General features: G+C 57.9%; 19 protein-coding genes. 9 read left to right on the top strand and 10 right to left on the bottom strand.

The features are described from left to right. Nucleotides 1-127 precede the first annotated feature (127 nt). Entirely contained in the window at nt 128-721 is a 594-nt protein-coding gene (gene smrA, locus A3754_RS12350; protein WP_063519928.1) for a DNA endonuclease SmrA, read from the bottom strand. Nucleotides 722-816: 95 nt separating this feature from the next. Between smrA and A3754_RS26645 the strand changes: the two genes are divergently transcribed. Then, complete coding sequence (locus A3754_RS26645) at nt 817-1137, top strand: hypothetical protein (protein ID WP_156496968.1); 321 nt, start codon at nt 817-819, stop codon at nt 1135-1137. A 121-nt stretch (nt 1138-1258) separates the two neighbouring features. Here A3754_RS26645 and A3754_RS26640 read toward each other — a convergent pair whose 3' ends face one another. Together A3754_RS26640 and A3754_RS12345 are read right to left on the bottom strand one after the other, a co-directional pair. Next, nucleotides 1259-1417 carry a hypothetical protein gene (locus A3754_RS26640; protein ID WP_156496967.1) on the bottom strand — a complete coding sequence of 53 codons (159 nt, stop codon included), beginning with the start codon at nt 1415-1417 and terminating at the stop codon, nt 1259-1261. A gap of 158 nt (nt 1418-1575) precedes the next feature. Next, nucleotides 1576-2331, bottom strand: a complete 756-nt coding sequence (locus A3754_RS12345; protein ID WP_063519927.1) for a glutathione S-transferase N-terminal domain-containing protein — start codon at nt 2329-2331, stop codon at nt 1576-1578. 244 nt (nt 2332-2575) lie between these two features. On the opposite strand from A3754_RS12345, the gene A3754_RS12340 reads away from it, so the two are divergent. Further along, nucleotides 2576-3787, top strand: coding sequence for an acetyl-CoA C-acetyltransferase (locus tag A3754_RS12340; RefSeq protein ID WP_063519926.1), 1212 nt, complete (start codon nt 2576-2578; stop codon nt 3785-3787). A 29-nt stretch (nt 3788-3816) separates the two neighbouring features. Beyond that, nucleotides 3817-5982, top strand: coding sequence for a 3-hydroxyacyl-CoA dehydrogenase NAD-binding domain-containing protein (locus tag A3754_RS12335; RefSeq protein ID WP_063519925.1), 2166 nt, complete (start codon nt 3817-3819; stop codon nt 5980-5982). 271 nt (nt 5983-6253) lie between these two features. On the opposite strand, the gene A3754_RS12330 is transcribed toward A3754_RS12335, so the two are convergent. Continuing rightward, the gene (locus tag A3754_RS12330; RefSeq protein ID WP_063518781.1) at nt 6254-6646 is read right to left on the bottom strand and encodes a response regulator; all 393 of its coding nucleotides are present in this window, start codon (nt 6644-6646) and stop codon (nt 6254-6256) included. Nucleotides 6647-7055: 409 nt separating this feature from the next. Between A3754_RS12330 and A3754_RS12325 the strand changes: the two genes are divergently transcribed. Further along, nucleotides 7056-8075, top strand: coding sequence for an AraC family transcriptional regulator (locus tag A3754_RS12325; RefSeq protein WP_063519924.1), 1020 nt, complete (start codon nt 7056-7058; stop codon nt 8073-8075). 49 nt (nt 8076-8124) lie between these two features. Continuing rightward, nucleotides 8125-8997 (top strand): formyltetrahydrofolate deformylase, encoded by an 873-nt coding sequence (gene purU, locus A3754_RS12320; RefSeq protein WP_063519923.1) that lies wholly within the window; start codon nt 8125-8127, stop codon nt 8995-8997. Between the two features lie 81 nt (nt 8998-9078). On the opposite strand, the gene A3754_RS12315 is transcribed toward purU, so the two are convergent. Next, on the bottom strand, nt 9079-9735 hold the full coding sequence (locus A3754_RS12315) for an outer membrane protein (RefSeq protein WP_063519922.1): 657 nt from the start codon (nt 9733-9735) through the stop codon (nt 9079-9081). A 60-nt stretch (nt 9736-9795) separates the two neighbouring features. Here A3754_RS12315 and rlmM point away from each other — a divergent pair, with 60 nt between their 5' ends. Genes rlmM through tusA form a run of 3 tightly spaced genes read left to right on the top strand, consistent with a single transcriptional unit; the run spans nt 9796 to nt 12355 of the window. After that, on the top strand, nt 9796-10857 hold the full coding sequence (rlmM, locus tag A3754_RS12310; protein ID WP_063519921.1) for a 23S rRNA (cytidine(2498)-2'-O)-methyltransferase RlmM: 1062 nt from the start codon (nt 9796-9798) through the stop codon (nt 10855-10857). A gap of 26 nt (nt 10858-10883) precedes the next feature. Beyond that, a complete protein-coding gene (locus A3754_RS12305; RefSeq protein WP_063519920.1) occupies nt 10884-12116 on the top strand; it encodes an MFS transporter in 1233 nt (410 codons plus the stop codon). Next, a complete protein-coding gene (gene tusA, locus A3754_RS12300) occupies nt 12116-12355 on the top strand; it encodes a sulfurtransferase TusA (protein WP_063519919.1) in 240 nt (79 codons plus the stop codon). The genes A3754_RS12305 and tusA overlap by 1 nt, the downstream gene beginning before the upstream one ends. Nucleotides 12356-12462: 107 nt before the next feature. On the opposite strand, the gene A3754_RS12295 is transcribed toward tusA, so the two are convergent. Next, complete coding sequence (locus A3754_RS12295) at nt 12463-13149, bottom strand: hypothetical protein (RefSeq protein WP_063519918.1); 687 nt, start codon at nt 13147-13149, stop codon at nt 12463-12465. Nucleotides 13150-13571: 422 nt separating this feature from the next. Between A3754_RS12295 and A3754_RS12290 the strand changes: the two genes are divergently transcribed. Continuing rightward, nucleotides 13572-14060: a gamma-glutamylcyclotransferase family protein gene (locus A3754_RS12290; protein WP_082872454.1), complete on the top strand. Its 489-nt coding sequence runs from the start codon at nt 13572-13574 to the stop codon at nt 14058-14060. On the opposite strand, the gene A3754_RS12285 is transcribed toward A3754_RS12290, so the two are convergent. From A3754_RS12285 to A3754_RS12270, 4 genes are all read right to left on the bottom strand, one after another. Beyond that, entirely contained in the window at nt 14057-14407 is a 351-nt protein-coding gene (locus tag A3754_RS12285; RefSeq protein ID WP_197468642.1) for a DUF3325 domain-containing protein, read from the bottom strand. The genes A3754_RS12290 and A3754_RS12285 overlap by 4 nt on opposite strands. Beyond that, the gene (locus A3754_RS12280) at nt 14404-16032 is read right to left on the bottom strand and encodes a PepSY domain-containing protein (protein ID WP_063519917.1); all 1629 of its coding nucleotides are present in this window, start codon (nt 16030-16032) and stop codon (nt 14404-14406) included. Before A3754_RS12280 ends, A3754_RS12285 begins: the two co-directional genes overlap by 4 nt. Continuing rightward, on the bottom strand, nt 16029-16295 hold the full coding sequence (locus A3754_RS12275) for a DUF3649 domain-containing protein (protein ID WP_063519916.1): 267 nt from the start codon (nt 16293-16295) through the stop codon (nt 16029-16031). The genes A3754_RS12280 and A3754_RS12275 overlap by 4 nt, the downstream gene beginning before the upstream one ends. Before the next feature lie 129 nt (nt 16296-16424). Next, nucleotides 16425-16809 (bottom strand): MATE family efflux transporter (locus A3754_RS12270; RefSeq protein WP_255363133.1); only part of this gene is annotated, 385 nt, incomplete at its 5' end.

Genomic DNA, 16809 nt, shown 5'->3' with positions numbered 1-16809 from the left:
CCATGGCCGAAGCTTACCGGGTGGCGGCAATCAACGGGCTGAATCGGATTAAGCGATAGGGTATCGCTGACTGGAGGGAATGCGCTTATCCCTCCGGTTCTGTCTGTTCGGCCGGCACAGGTGTGATTCAGCGTTGCTGTTTGCCCGCTTCGATAAAGAACTCGCGATTCTTCTGCCGGGCCTGGCTGTTTTTACGTACCAGCACCTGGGTAGCACCGCTGCCGCCGCGATTGGCGGGGGTGCTGTGAAAGGCCAGCACCAGATGACTTTCTTCCAGCCAGTGCATCACATAGCTCTTCAGAAAGCCTGGGCGTTCGCTGTGCAGTCCTTTGCCGTGGCTGATTAGCACGGTACGCATGCCGTTGTTATGGGCATTTTCCAGAAACTGCTGGACGAGGTTGCGGGCATCCATCAGTCGAACCCGGTGCAGGTCCAGCACATCCTGGGCCTCGTATTTACCCAGCCGCAATTTTCGATATACCCCTTCCTGGACGCCATCTTTTTTCAGTCCGACGATATCCAGTGGTCCGACTGCTTGCACGTGTTCGGGAACGGTCAGCGGGTTGCGGTCTCTGCGATCGTCCACGGCGGCGGCGCGACGCAATTGTTCACGGATAGAGGGTTCACGACGGGGCGTACGTTCCTGCACCCGGTTGTCCGGCTTTATCGGCGTAACATCGGCCATTTCCTGGCGAAACAGATCGTCGTCGGAGGAGGTCATGGAACGGCTCCACAAAATTCATTTTTACTAACTTGCATGGTACACAAAGCCGGCGGAGACTTGGAGTAACAGGCTCCCTGATAAGGAAGGGTGTGATGGAACGTCGACGATTCAGTCGGCCCAGGCTTCGCGTCAATGTGCGAGCGTGCGTCGATCAGCGGCCAATCGGCCATATTCTGAATATTACAGATCAGGGCGTTTGCCTGGCGGGCAAAGGCGTACCACCACAAACCTTGCAAACGATGGTGCTGAAGTTGCCCTTCAATCTGTCTGGCCAGCGAGAGTTGCACGTGCATGCGGAGCCGCTATGGCATAGCTATCTGGACAATGGCCATTGGCGAGGTGGGTTTCGTCTGGCAACGGACGAGCAGACCGCAACCCTGCTGTCGAAGCTGGTGAGCCGTTACGGAGAATAGCGGGGGAGGAGCGGTCAGCGGTTACTGCAAAGCGGGAAGGCGTAGCAGTAACCGGGCCCTAACTCTTTTCGGCAACCCTCGAAAAACCGGTAATGCCCAAGGTGATCAGAAGGCGATGTAATCAGTAAGCCTGTGGACGTGAGCGCTCCCGGCTTTCTTCTCCTTTCTCATCATCATGTCTGTGACGCTTGGCGTCTCGCTTGCGGCGCTCACGCTCTGCACGCTTGTGTTCTTCTTCCCACTCATTCGGGTCGTAGTCATCAAATTGGCGACGACTCATGGTGCCACTCTCTTTCCAACGTTAAAGGATACTTGCCGTTTTGCGGGTGCCACGAATGCAACCTGCCATTGGATATATAGCACTAAAAAGTGGGGTGTAGAAGGGGCAAGGGGCACCATTTATCGGTGCCCCGTCATCATTGCCAGGTAGTGCGGGGATCAGTCGCCGTAGGTCTGGTCCAGATAGTCGAGAATGGCTTCGGATTCGAACAGTTCCATGCCGGTATTCGGGTCTACCAGGTAGGGGACAGCGATTCTGCCGGCCCGGGCCAGCAGATCGACCCGGTTGCGTTGGCTGGGAGCATAGTCCATGTCGAGGCGCTTGCGCACTGCCGGCAGCACCCAGTCCTGCCATTGATCGCGGCCACACTGGCGAAGCAGGTAGGGCAGCTGCAGCTCGGTGAGACGTTCACGAACCAGGCGGGCAAAGGGTCTGGCTTCGAACGAATACAGTTCCAGTGGTTTTTCTGGCGCTCTACTGTCCAGGAAACGGATACCACGGCTGCCACGAGGGGCGGACGCTGCCATTGCGGCGGCTGTGCGCAAGCGAAGTTGCCAGCTTTTAGGGGCAGGGCGGCCACCGTATTGCTGATAGAGATACTCGATGATAGCGGCGGATTCATACAGGGCTTCGCCGGTGTTGGGGTCCATCAGATAGGGAAACTGCTGTTTACCTCCCAGCCGTTCTACCAGGGGGCGGTACCGGTCACCGCCTTTGGGGCAGGGGAACATCATCACGTCCAGATCCAGATCGGTTAGCGCTTCGCGAACCAGCCGGCAGAAGGGGCAGCCTTCCATGTCGTAGAGCTCCAGCGGCTCCTCCGGGCGGTTGCTGTGCCCTTTGCTGGCAATGCCCCGGCCCTGTTGAAGCGTGGAAGACAGCAGGGAACGGAAGACTTCTGTGCTGTGTGACATGGCGGATACTCCTGAAACGAATTGCCGCGACCTTAGCACGGGTGCACGGTCATTCATTGGCCGCACCGACATGATATTTTTCAATGACTTGCAGCCTTGCCCGTTCCGCTCACCGGCGCTGTTAACTCATGTCATTGAGACATTGGGGTGGCTGGGGCACTCTTGCCACCCTATACCGGGCTCCCAAGCCCTTCATAACCCGTCAGCAAACGCTGATACATGCCTGAGGCAAGAGGAAGGTTCCATGACCGAAGCCTATATCTATGATGCCATCCGTACTCCCCGTGGTCGGGGCAAGAAAGATGGCTCTTTGCATACGGTTAAGCCGCTGGATCTCGTAGTAGGCCTGATCGATGAAGTAAAAGACCGTTTTCCGAATATGGATACCAACCGCATTGATGATGTGCTGTTGGGTGTGGTGACCCCGGTCGGCGACCAGGGTGCCTGTATCGCCAAGACGGCGGCCCTGGCCGCAGGGCTGCCGGATACGGTAGCGGGTTATCAGTTGAACCGTTTCTGCGCATCTGGCCTGGAAGCAGTGAATACCGGGGCCCAGAAAGTGGCATCCGGTTGGGATGACCTGATTCTTGCCGGTGGTGTGGAATCCATGAGTCGTATCCCCATGGGGTCTGACGGGGGTGCCTGGGCAATGGACCCGATTACCAACTACAAGACCGGTTTTGTTCCCCAGGGGATTGGTGCGGACCTGATCGCCACCATCGAAGGCTGGAGCCGTCGTGACGTGGACGAGTTTGCCGCTGAATCCCAATCCCGTGCAGCCAATGCCTGGGAAAAAGGCTATTTCGAGAAATCCGTAGTGCCGGTGAAAGACCTCAACGGCATGACGGTTCTGGATCGTGACGAGCACGTTCGCGCCGGCACTACCGCCGACGCCCTGGCAGGCCTGAACCCCTCTTTTGCCATGATGGGCGAAATGGGCGGTTTTGATGCGGTTGCCCTGCAGAAGTATCACTGGCTGGAAAAGGTTAACCACGTCCACCATGCCGGTAACTCCTCCGGGATCGTAGACGGCGCCTCTCTGGTGGTGCTCGGCAACGAGCAAGTGGGCAAGGACTACGGCATGAAAGCCCGTGGCCGCATTGTCTGCACGGCGATCAGTGGTGCCGACCCCACCATCATGCTGACAGGCCCGGGCCCGGCTGCGAAGAAGGCCCTGGCGAAAGCCGGCCTGAAAGCCAGCGATATTGATCTGTGGGAAATCAACGAAGCGTTTGCGGCGGTGGCCATGCGTTTCATGAAGGACATGGATATCACCCCGGACATCACCAACGTGAATGGCGGTTCCATCGCCATGGGTCACCCGCTGGGTGCCACAGGTGCCATGATTTTGGGCACCGCACTGGATGAACTCGAGCGCCGCGACAAGAAGTTCGCATTGTGCACCTTGTGTGTGGGCGGTGGCATGGGTATCGCCACCATCATCGAGCGTCTGTAAGCCGCGTCGAACGATTTCGGAGTAAAGATATGAGTGAACAAACTGCAATTCGTTGGGAAAAAGACGCGGACAATATCGTCGTTTTGACCATGGACGATCCCAACCAGTCCGCCAACACCATGAACGAGCTGTACGGCAAGTCCATGGCGGCGGTGGTCGAGCGTCTGGAAAAAGAGAAAGATGAGATTGCCGGGGTGATTATCACCTCTGCCAAGAAAACTTTTTTCGCAGGTGGCGATCTGCGTGATCTGCTCAAGGCCCGCAAGGAAGATGGTCCGCAATTTCTCGCCGGCGTGACCGAGATCAAGCGTCAGCTACGGATCATGGAAACGCTGGGTAAACCGGTGGTTGCTGCCATGAATGGCACAGCCTTGGGTGGCGGTCTGGAAATTGCTCTGGCCTGTCATCACCGTGTTGCCATCAATGACAAATCCGCCCAGTTTGGTCTGCCGGAAGTGTCTCTGGGTCTGCTGCCCGGTGGTGGGGGCGTGACTCGCATCGTGCGTATGCTGGGTATTCAGGACGGCCTGATGAAGGTACTGATGCAGGGTCAGCGCATGAAGGCTGACAAGGCACAAAAAATCGGCCTGATTGATGAGCTGGTAGCCGATCGCGATGAGATGATGGCCAAGGCCCGTGAGTGGATCAAGGCGAACCCCAAGGCCATGCAGCCCTGGGACCAGAAGGGTTACAAAATTCCGGGCGGTGATCCGAAGAACCCGAAATTTGCCGTTAACTTGCCGGCGTTCCCGGCTAACCTGAAGAAGCAGGTCAAGGGTGCCAACTACCCGGCGCCACTGGCGATCATGTCTGCGGCCATCGAAGGTGCTGCGGTAGACTTCGATAACGCCTCGCTGATTGAAGGCCGTTATTTCGTGTCACTGGTGACCAGTCAGGTCGCCAAGAACATGATCACTGCATTCTTCTTCAACCTGCAGGCCATCAATGGTGGCGCCAGCCGTCCCGATGGCGTGGAAAAATTCCGTGCCAAAAAAGTCGGTGTTCTGGGCGCAGGTATGATGGGCGCAGGCGTGGCCTATGTAACAGCCCGTTCTGGCTCGCATGTGGTGCTCAAGGATATTTCTGCCGAGAACGCGGAGAAGGGTAAAGATTACTCCCGCAAACTACTCGACAAGGAAATCTCCAAAGGCAAGATGACCGAGGAAAAGAAAGAAGAGATCCTCGGCCGCATTACTGCCACTGCAGATGCCAAAGATCTGGAAGGCGTGGATTTTGTGATTGAGGCTGTGTTCGAGAACACCGAGCTGAAGCACAAGGTGTTCCAGGAAATTGAAGACGTGGTTAATCCGGATGCGGTGCTGGGCTCCAACACCTCCTCCTTGCCGATTACCGGCCTGGCCAAAGGTGTGAAGAAAAAGGATAACTTTATCGGTATCCATTTCTTCAGCCCGGTAGACAAGATGCCGCTGGTGGAAATTATCTGTGGCAAGGACACCTGCCCCGAAGCGCTGGCCAAGACCTATGATTACTGTCTGCAGATCAAGAAGACCCCGATCGTGGTCAACGACGCCCGTGGGTTCTTTACCACCCGCGTGATCGGCACCTTCGCCAACGAAGGGATCGCTATGCTGGGCGAAGGCGTCAATGCCCAGTCCATTGAGCAGGCGGCCATGCAGGCGGGTTACCCGGTAGGTACTCTGAATCTGATCGATGAAATCAACATGGAAACCGCGTTGAAGATCGGTAAAGCAGCCCGTGATGATGCCAAGCGTGAAGGCACTGAGCTGCCGCCGGAACACCCGGCGGAAGTGGTCATGAAGAAAATGGTCGAAGAACTGGATCGCCCGGGCAAGCTGCAGGGCAAAGGTTTCTACGAGTACCCGGAAAACGGCAAGAAGCACCTGTGGCCTGGCCTTACCGATGCCTTCGGTGGCAGCAAGGACATGCCGTTTGAAGACATCAAGGAACGGATGATGTTCATCGAGTCCCTTGAAGCGGTGAAGTGCTTTGATGAAGGCGTGATGGATTCCGTGGCAGATGCCAACATCGGCTCGATCTTCGGCATTGGTTTCCCCGCCTGGACCGGTGGTGTGATGCAGTACATCAACCAGTATGAAGGCGGCTTGCGCGGTTTTGTTGCGCGCGCCCAGGAACTGGCCAAGTTGTACGGTGAGCGCTTTAACCCGCCGGCTTCACTGTTGGAAAAAGCGGAAAAAGGCGAAATCTACAAGTAACCCTTGAGATTGCGTTTCTTCAAAAAGGCCCGGCTTATCCAGCCGGGCTTTTTTGTGATGCAGCGCCGGCTGCCGGTGGCTTTCGCTATCTCTTTGGGGGTGTACTCAAGGAGTAATCTGAAAATTAGCGGTACGACGAAAGCATAAAGGCGAGGGGGGCACAAAATGAAGACGTCAGCCGCAGGTCTAGTGGTTGCTGAGGCTGGATAATCAGGCAAATCCTGACATTTGCTCGGAACCCGATGCCATGAGGAGCCTGAAAAGAGTCGGGTCAGCCAGCGGCGGGGGAGACGGGAACGCTGTCGTGGTGGGAAGCAAGCCTGCTGTTGAGCCAGGTGCGCAATTCACTGGGGCGCAAGGGCTTGGGCATCAGGGTGTCGCCGCCGGCGTCCAGGCATTGCTGGAAACAGGCTTCACTGTTGTTGCCGGAAATAAACAGGATCGGGATGTGGGGGTTGCCGTTGCGTACGTCGCGGGCCACGGTGAACCCATCCAGAATGGGGAGTTCCACATCCAGGATCAGTAGGTCGATGTCCCGTTGATGGTAAAGACGCAGGGCGGCCTCACCGTCTGCGGCCAGTACATACTGGTGGCCGAGCTCTTCGATGATGCGGCAGATGATCAGGCTGACAGCCTTGTTGTCTTCAACGACGAGAACATTCATTAGTGATTTTTATCGTAGACAGCGCAGGATAACAAGGGTGAAATCTGTGTGAAGGCGGGTTTTTCCTGCCAGAATCACGATGCAACGGTTTTGTAGCGGTAGACAGTATGTTAATTCCGGCCAGTTTCTTTATGATTGACGCTCCCGGACTCTTTAAAAACAGCAGGCCGGTAAATAATAAACGTGCCGATGACAATGCTGACGGGTACGGATTCGCTTAATGGCAATGCCAAGAGCCGCTGAATAATGCCTTGCAGGCTCAGGCTTTCAGGCTGGCTCACAATCCAGGCGCAATTTTGACGGTGTGTCCACTCATCAGAAAATTGCAACAACGAGTATGTGCCAGCCTGAAAGCCCCGGAGAGCGAGGCGTTATTCAGAGGCCGCCTAAGGTGTGAGGGTGGAGGTCGATGTACCATCGCAGAACGATCAATATTAATCGGGTAGTGAAGCTATTGCAGGGCGCCGCCCGTTCCGGTGCCAGCATTCCCGAGATTCTGGACAAGTGTAATATTCCCCGGCAAGTACTGGATGATCCGGATGGGACCATTGAGAGGGATACCTTTATCCGGATGATGTTGCTGATCATGACTCAGACCCAGGACGAGTTTCTGGGGTTTGGTCAGGGCCGAAAATCAAAGCCCGGCACCTTCTCCATGATGGCTCATGCGGTGATCAACTGCCCGAACCTGGGGGCGGCGGTGGAGCGGGGTATTCGCTTCTACGACTTGTTCGAGCTAAGCCTTCAGTCACGCATTGAGCGTGATGGCGATGTGGCCAGGCTTATTGTGGTCGCTGACCCGCGTCTTGATTTCCGCGAAGTGATTATCGAAGCCTCCCTGTTTATCTGGCTGCGCTTCATGAGCTGGCTGGTGGGCAAGGCCATTGAGCCCCAGCAGGTGAAGCTGGATTACTCTGATGTGCGCAATGACGAGGAGCATCGCTTCCTGTTCGATTGTCCTATCGAGTATTTGTCTGATGGTAATGCGGTGACGTTCCGGGCGGACTTCCTGGACTTGCCCTTGGTGCAGAACGAGCTGTCTCTGTCCAAGTTCCTGAAGGAGTCGCTGGCCCAGTTGTTCGACGGCAACATTCACAATGTGGGCCTGCCGGCACAGATTCGCGCTATTATTTCCAATGAATATGGCAACAGCTTCCCGGATTTCACGGAAATCTGCAGCAAACTGAACATGACTCCGCAGACTCTGCGGCGCCGCCTCAAGGATGCCAACACCAGCTATCAGGAAATCAAGGATGCCATCCGCAAGGATGCGTCGGTGTATTACCTGTCCAAGCCGGATCTGAGCATCGATGAAATCGCACTACTGATGGGCTTCAGTGAAGCCAGTTCGTTCCACCGGGCCTTCAAGAAGTGGACCGGAAAAACACCGTCCAATTTCCGTCGAGAGCATTTTGGCGTCAACCTTTAACGGGGCGCCATCCTGTCTCTCTCACTGACGATCAGCCTCGAGAGCTTCCATGACAGTCAATGATGCCGACACGGCACGTCTGCTGGTTACTTGCCCGGATAAGCCGGGAATCATCAGCGCGGTGAGCACCTTCCTATACAACCACGGTGCCAACATCACCGATTTCGATCAGCATTCCAGTGATGCCCATGGCGGCACCTTCTTCCTGCGCCTGGAGTTTCAGACGCCAGAACTGGATTGTTCCCGGGAAGCGCTGCGAAACAATTTTGCCAGACGGGTGGCCGAACCCTATGGTATGCAGTGGCAAATCAGCTACGCCAGCGAGAAAAAGCGCATGGCGGTGCTGGTGTCACGGCACGACCATGTGCTCATGGACCTGTTGTGGCGCACCTCCCGGGGCGATCTGCCTGCCACCATTCCCATGGTGATCAGTAATCACGATGACCTGCGCGACGAAGTCGAGCGCTTTGGCATCGAGTACCACCATATACCGGTCTCCGCAGACAACAAGGCCGAGGCGGAAGCCCAGACGCTGTCCAAACTTGAAGGCAAGGTTGATGTGGTGGTGTTGGCGCGCTACATGCAGATTCTCAGCCCGGAGTTTGTTTCTCACTACCCGCATCGGGTGATCAACATCCACCACTCCTTCCTGCCGGCTTTCGTGGGCGCGAACCCCTACCAGCAGGCCCACGACAAGGGCGTAAAACTGATCGGTGCCACCAGCCACTATGTGACAGAGGACCTGGATCAGGGGCCGATTATCGAGCAGAACGTGCAGCGAGTAAGCCACCGCCATTCTGCAGCTGAGCTGCGCTCACTGGGGCAGGATGTGGAGCGACAGGTGATGTTGCGTGCGGTGCGTTGGCATCTGGAAGATCGGGTGATCGTGGACGGTAACAAGACCGTGGTGTTTGTGAAGTAACGCGAGCAGGCGGCACGCTACACGCACCACGCCAAGAGAATCCCATCGCGTGCAAGCGTGAAGCATGCTGCTTGTTGCGGCCTAATTGCTATAACGCAGGCCGATGCCCATTGTGCCGTAACTTTCAGATTCCAGCTGGGTCTGTTGATAATCTGCCGTTAGTGACAGGTTCTCGAGTAGAGGCACAGCCAAGCCGATACCCAGGTAGGGTGCAATGCCGCTCTGGCTATCGCTTACGGGGGAATCGTTGACCGTGTTTACGGTGCTGCCACCGCCGTCCAGCAAGATTCTGTCCTGGCGGTTTTCCAGCTTGAGGTTGTAAATATAGCCGCCACCACGAAGGTATAGCCAGTAAGGTGACTGCCAGAGCGCCCCCACCGTGAAACCGCTTAGATCCAGAGAATCTTCTTCCTGCACCAGGACGGAGCTTGCCCCGGCGTTTTGTTCGGAAACACTGGGCGCGCGGGTGAACTGGCTGTTATTGGAGACTTCGCTTTGGCTGACAAACCCGCCTTCCAGCCCGAAACGGCTGTTTTTTCCCAGCGTTACACTGTTTAGCCACAGTCCAATCTTAATATTCAGCCCGTCCGCCGTATCGAACCCGTATGGGTCCATGTCGGCTCGCATCATCTGGGCCTCGGCATAGAAATCCACATCCGGTGGGGCCAGCTCTTCGTCGGCATGGGCAAGGGAAACCAGGGCAGTGAAGCTCAGGGTCAGCGGCAGTGTTATTTTCATTATTGATCCAGCCGTTGTGATAAGGACAATGGGCCACATTGTAACCAGCGCGAGACCTTCATGCACAGTGACTTGTTGAATTCCCAGTCCGAAACCCTGCTGGCCCTGTGCCGGCCGGGTTTTGAAACGGACCTGGCTGCCGAACTGAATTTCCATGCGGCAGACCAGATGGTGGCCGGTTACCCCCGCGCGACCGCCAACAGCGGGTACGTGCTGTGGCACAGCCAGCAAGGTTCGCTGGCCAGCCTGCAGGACAGCGGGCTGATTTTTGCGCGCACGCTAAGCGTGTGTGTGGGTGAGTTCACCGATATCGGCGACGACCGAATTACCGCTCTGTGGCCCCTGCTGGAGCAGGCGGCACCGTTTTCCGAGCTCTACCTGGAACACCCGGATACCAATGAAGGCCGCGAGTTGCAGCGTTTCCTGCGGGGGTTTCGCAAGGCGCTGGAGCCGCGCTTGAAAAAAGCCGGTTTGCTGCGGGCAAAGGCAAAACAACGGGTTCACCTTTTCTTCAGTGACTCCCACAACGGCTGGGTCAGCACTAGCCCCGGCGCGATACCACTGGTGGAAGGCGGCGTGCTGCGCTTGCGGCTGCCTGCGGAGGCGCCAAGCCGCTCTGCGCTGAAGGTGGAAGAAGCCCTGATCCGCTTCTTCGGCAGCGCCGATGCACTGAATGCCAGGACGGCGGTGGATCTGGGCGCCGCCCCGGGCGGCTGGAGCTGGCAGCTGGCACGGCGGGGGATTCGTGTTCAGGCGGTGGACCACGGCAAGATGGATCCGCGCCTGCTGGATGAATACCCGGTGCAGCACGTGTCCGGGGATGCGTTCACCTGGCGTCCGCGCAGCAAGGTGGATCTGGTGGTATGCGATGTGGTGGACAAGCCCGCCCGTACCTTGCAGCACATGGAAAAGTGGCTCACACAGGGGTGGGCCAATGCCGCGCTGTTCAATTTGAAGCTGCCGATGAAACGGCGCTTTCAGGAAACCTGGCAGCTGCTGGAAAAACTCACCACGGCCATGGGGCGCATGGAGCATTTAGGTGAACCGGTGATCAAAGCCGCCCACCTGTATTACGACCGGGAAGAAATTACCGTGTGGGCCAGCTTCCACCGGGATTACTAAGCGTGGTCTCTGGGCGCGGTAGAAGTATGCCTCTATTCGCCACCCTGGCTATGTTGTACTTCGCTCAGGGTCTACCTGCTGGGTTGCTGGGGAAATCCATGCCGGCGCTGGCCCGTGATGCGGGATTGTCGCCGGAATGGATTGGCTTGCTGGCTTTGCCTGCCTTGCCGTGGGCGCTGAAGTTTATCTGGGCGCCCTGGGTTGATCGCTGGGGCAGCGGCGGCCCCGATCATCGAAAACGCTGGATTCTGGCCTGCCTGGCCGGGGTGGTGGCAGTACTGGCTGTGGCTGCCATGTTGCCCCAAGTCTGGCTGTTTGGTGCGGGTTTTGCCGTGCTTATCGTCATGCTGTTTCTGCTCAACCTGTTCAGTGCCACTCAGGACATTGCCACCGATGGTCTGGCCGCCCGGCTACTGACGCCGAGGTTGCGTGGCCTGGGTAACAGCGTTCAGGTCAGTGGTTACAAGATCGGGATGATTCTGGGCAGTGGCGCCTTGTTGATTCTGGTCGGCTGGCTGGGCTGGCAAGCTACGCTGTTTACCGTTATTGCGATGTTGCTGTTGGTGGCGCTTACTGCCTGGCGATTTGATGAGCCTCTTGAACCGGTGCGCCCACGCAAACCGGTGACCCTGCGGTGGTGGCTGCGCCAGTTGGCCCTGTTCTGGCGGCGGCCGGGTTTGGCTGTTTGGCTGCTCATCCTGCTTGGCTACAAAGTGGGGGATGGTTTTGGCGCCCGCATGATCAAACCCTTCCTGGTCGATAGTCACTGGACCCTGGCAGAAATCGGCACCCTGGACCTGGTGGCCTCATTGGTCGGGCTGGCAGGTGCCGGGTTGGCGGGGCTGACAATGATGCGGTTAAGTCGTCGCGTAGCCCTGTTCGGGTTTGCCGGTTTGCAGGCGCTGTCGTTTATTGGCTGGTGGTGGGTGGCAAGTTGGGGGGTAGATGCCCCGCAGGGGGCGTGGATCTGGGCGGTGGCGTTGTTTGAGCAATTGGCGGACGGCCTGTCCACGGTGGCGCTGTTTGTGGTGATGATGGATTACTGCCGCGCCGGCCATGAAGGCAGTGACTATACCGTGCAAGCGTCCGTGCAACTGTTCGCGGTAGGGGCGTTCACGCTGGCCAGCGGTTTCAGTGTGGCCTGGCTGGGTTACGCGTCGCATTTCCTGCTGGCTGCGATTCTCAGTGCAGTCGTTATAATAGCTGCCTTTTTCTGGCAACCACCGGTGGTTGCCCATGCGCCACGAGGAGAGCCCTGATGTCACTGGATGCGCAACACCACCTTGATGCCACCGGCCTGCTATGCCCGGAGCCGGTCATGATGCTGCATAACAAAGTGCGCGATATGGCGCCGGGTGAGGTGCTGAAAGTGCGGGCCACAGACCCTTCTACCGAGCGGGATATCCCCAAGTTTTGTCAGTTTCTCGGTCATACCCTACTGACACAAGAACAGGACGGTGACCTTTACCTGTACTGGATCGAAAAGAAAAAAAGCTGAGTGACACAACATCGCCGTTAGCCTGAAGCCCGGAGAAACTCGTTTTCCGGGTTCAGTGCCTAGCCCGTGCCAGTGTTGTTTCGCACTGCCTGAATATTCGTCATCGTTCAGCTTTTTGCCAGCATGGCCACCGCCGCCAGTGCTTCCGGGTCTCTCTCCTTTAACTTGTTGGCAATGCCGTGCTGGAAGAAATACCGGAAGGCCGGTAGCGATTGTGCGGTGGTCAAGCATTCTGCGCCGGGCAGAATCGGTGTCTCAACCGGGTCGTTTTCCTGTGCCACCATGGCCGACAGGGTGCCATCGGCAAACAGCTTCCAGCTCACCACTTCCATCAGGCTGATGGTGTGGAAGTTGTCTTCTGAAAAGACCGCATGGGTGCCGATGGTATCCGGGATTTCCTGAATGGCCTGTTCGCCGGGTTGTGGCTTGCCGAAGAACGACAGGGCCGCATCCATTTCCTGTACCTTGTGTTCCGGTGCCTCCACGAACAGGTAATCGCTGCCGGGCAGACGGTAACCTTCCCAGCGGCCATTCAGCGGGTCGGCCAGCGCCATGGCGGTGACCGGTTCCTTGAGCCAGGGAACCATGGCCACGGTGTCGCCATTGGCCAGTCTTGCCCAGGCCAGTATTTTCAGTGAGAACAGTTTGTCAGGGTGATGATCATTGGCATACAACAGCTCAATGCCATCGTATTCCGGGGATAAACGCAAAATGGGGGGCTTGGCCGCTTTGCGGCGTGGAGAGAAGGAAACAACATTGTTTCCGCCAGGGTGTTGCCGGTTCGCCTGAGACATGGGCACCTCCCGGTACGTTTCCTTGGGGGGACGCGAGCACGATCACAGCGGATCGTTCAGCACGGCCCGTTAATTCACGTTAGCCTGTCATGCGATGCCATGCAAGCGGGTGCAGATAACCGGTTTGCGTGGCATAAAGCGGGCTCGCCGTGGGCAAGAGGGCGCCTGCCTGTGGTATTACCTGGTAGCCATGTTCTGCGCTTTGCCTAACGCTCGAGGCTGGATGCCTGACGTGAAACCCCATGGGCTAAGGAGCTCTCGCTCTTGCGGTGCCTCCTTTTGAGGGAGGGCCATTATTCAGGAAATAATGGGTAATGTGTTTTGTGCAGAGAGCATGGCGACCAGGGTTTAAGTTTTTCAGGTTTTGAATGCAGGCGTCTGTCGTCGGGCATCCGGCGTCCAGCAATAACCAGGAGTGATGTGTGGAGTGTGATTATTACTTTGCCTATGGGTCGAACATGAACCCGGCACGAATGGCGGTGCGGGGCATGCGCTATCGGCAATCGTTACGGGCGCAATTACCCGGTTGGCAATTGGCGTTTAACAAGCGCGCCCATGGCAAAGAAGGGATTGCCTACGCCAACATCGTGAAGGCGGACCATGGCGGGCCGGAGGTGCAGGGCGTCTTGTACCAGCTGTGGGACCACCGCGAAATCGAACGTATGGATCCGTTCGAGGGTCACCCGGTCCGTTATCGCCGTGAACGCTTGCCAGTACAGACCGATGAGGGCGAGCGACAGACCTGGGTTTATATCGCTAATACCGAGTGGCAAGCCGATGATCTGCGTCCGGAGCGCTGGTATCTGAATCACTTGCTCAGTGGGCGTCCCTGGCTCAGTGCCGACTATTACCGGCACTTGCTGGCCACGGCCTGCGTGGACGACCCGGAATCCGCCGAGACACTGCTCTAGACCAGCGCCACCGTTGACCAGGTCAGCATGGCCAACACGGGCAAGGCGACAGCCAGTCGTCCTGCCAACCGTGCGTGATACGGCAACAAAAACACCAGTGGCAAGCCGGCTATTGCCACCAGTCCCACGGCCATAAACAGTGCCAGCCCCAGGGGCCAGACCGTCAACGTGACCCACAGCGATAATGCCAACAGCAACCAGCCGGGCCACCGGTAATAGCGCACGCGTTCCGGTCGCAGCTTGCGGCCCATGACCTGGTCATGGTGACGTTTCATGGCCAGAGACAGGCTGGTCAGGCCGGCATAGGCCAGAGCCAGCGCCAGAAACAGTGGCGGGGCCATCGTCATGGGGATTCTCCGGCAGGTTGCTCACTGGCCGGGTTGGTTGTGTTGAAGGGGCGCGGCGCAGGGGCACGGCGTGCTTTTGCCGGCAGCNGTTTGCGTTGCAAACGCCACAGGGTATACCCGCCCAGGGCAGCAAGAATCAGGCAGACCAGATCGAAACTGGCGATGGCTGCATGTTGCCAGGCCAGAGGCGTAAACAGGTGCGACGCCGTGGTGAAAATGTTGACTACCGGTATGGCAAACCACAGCAGCGAGGCGGCAGCGACCTGCTCAATCCAGCCGTGGCGGTTCGGGCGCAGCAGACCATGCACCAGTGACACCAGCCAGACAATGAAGAAGACCTGAATCTCACGGTCTTCGCGGGCAGCCAGCGTGACCGGTAGCAAACGGTTGGCCAGGAAGTAGGCGGCGATGGCCAGCATCAGTCCGGTGATGGAGGCCATATTCAGTCCGTTCACCATTTTCAGGGCCCGGTCGGGCTGCTGGTCCCGGCGTAATTGCTGGGTGCGTTTGCTCACCCACAGCAGCATGCCGGTCACGGTCATGGCGGAGCCTGCGACCCCGAACAGAAAGAACAGCCAGCGGGTTAGTGGATCGGCGAAGCGAGTCATGTGCACACTGGTAAAGAAATTATAGATACGCCAGCCCGGTGACACCGGATCATTGGCGGGGATGTGGGTGTCGATCAGCTCACCGGTATTGCCCTGGAATACTTGCGTTGGATCGCCACCGCGCTGGCGATCGGTGACCGCCGGATCCCTGTTGACCCGCAAGGTGATCTGCGCGTTGTCCCGGTTGGGGTTGGTGATTTGAATGCGTTCTACCGGTTTGCCGAAACGGGTTTCGGTTTGTTCGATCAATGGCCCGATCGCCACCATCTCACCCGGCGAGCCAGGTTGCGCCGCGTCTTCTCCGCGGGAAAATACCTGGGAGAAAAACGCGCGGCGGTCATTCTCATAGGCCGCGTCGATTCCCCAGGGCATGATCAGGGTCATAAACAGCAGCAGGCCGGAATAGGTGATCATGAAGTGGTAGGGCAGCGCGAGGACCGCCGTGGCGTTGTGGGCGTCCAGCCAGGACCGCTGCCCCTTGCCGGGCCGGAAGGTAAAGAAATCCTTGAAGATTTTCTTGTGGGTGATCACCCCGCTGATAATGGCGATCAACATGAACATGGTTGCCAGGCAGACCAGCAACCGCGCCCACAGGCGGTCGATGCCGTACAGTTCAAAATGAAAGCGGTAGAAAAAATTGCCGCCGCGGGTGGCGCGTGGTGCAACGACCTCGCCGCTATCCGCATCCATGAGTATCTGTTCACCGCGATGGCGTCTTCCGTCTTCAGGTGGTTTGGCCGGTTGCCAGCGCAGCTCGGCGGCGGTCTGGCGGGGGCCGGGCAGGCTGATGTCCCAGGAGCGGGCGTCTGGAGCTTTGGCATTCAATGCTGCCAGAGCCATGTCGATGGTGCCTGGTTGCAGGGTGGAATCATGCACTTCCGGCTGCATCCACAGGGTAATTTCTTCCCGAAAATAAGCACTGGTGCCAGTAATAAAAATGGCCACCAGCAACCAGCCGAGTAACAGGCCGGTCCAGGTGTGTAGCCAGGCCATGGATTGGCGAAATGATTTATTCATGCGGGCAGGCCCCACAGATACAGCCCACCCAGCAGCACGCCAGGGGCGAGAATGCCGGCCCAGGCCCGCCAGGCTGAGCGGGCGGAAAACGCCCAAATAGCCGCGCCGCTACACAACAGCAACGCCACCATGATGCCAATGATCACGGCCTGGTCGCGGGCCATGGGCAGGGTAACGGCCAGGGCCATGGCCGACAGGGACGCAAGGCCATAACCACCCAAAGCCGCGGCCAGGGTGCGGGAGGTAATCGAAAGTGGAGACATAGGAATGTAGAGGCAAGCTAACCAAAATGAGAATGGTTATTATCTACAGAAGCAATGCAAAGAAAATGCAAATAACACAATGAAAGCGCTGCCAGGGTGTAAAAACTGTAAGGCAGGTGAGCGCCCGGCTCAGGCGGCCAGGTCTTCCTGCGAGCTTGTCGGCGGTGCCGGTAGTGGCTGAGCGAGGCGCCAGCGCAGACGCCAGCCCAGGAAGACGGCAGCACTGGTCAGCCCGGCCACCAGGCCGATCCAGAACCCGGCGGGACCCATGGGGTCCACCCACCAGTGGGTCAGCGCCAGGCCGTAGCCGATGGGCAGGCCGATACCCCAGTAGGCCAGCAGGGTCATTACCATGGGCCAACCGGTGTCTTCAAACCCGCGCAGGCAGCCATTGGCGCACACCTGCAGGGCGTCGGAAACCTGGTACAGGGCAGCGAATAGCAACAGGTAGCTGGCCAGGGCAATCACCGAGCCGTTGTCGGTATAAATACGGGGAATCCAGTGGCGGGCCAGC

It is taken from the genome of Alcanivorax sp. HI0083, from assembly GCF_001635175.1.
Note: the sequence above shows the minus strand (reverse complement) of the source record. Positions and strands in the feature narration are given on the sequence as shown.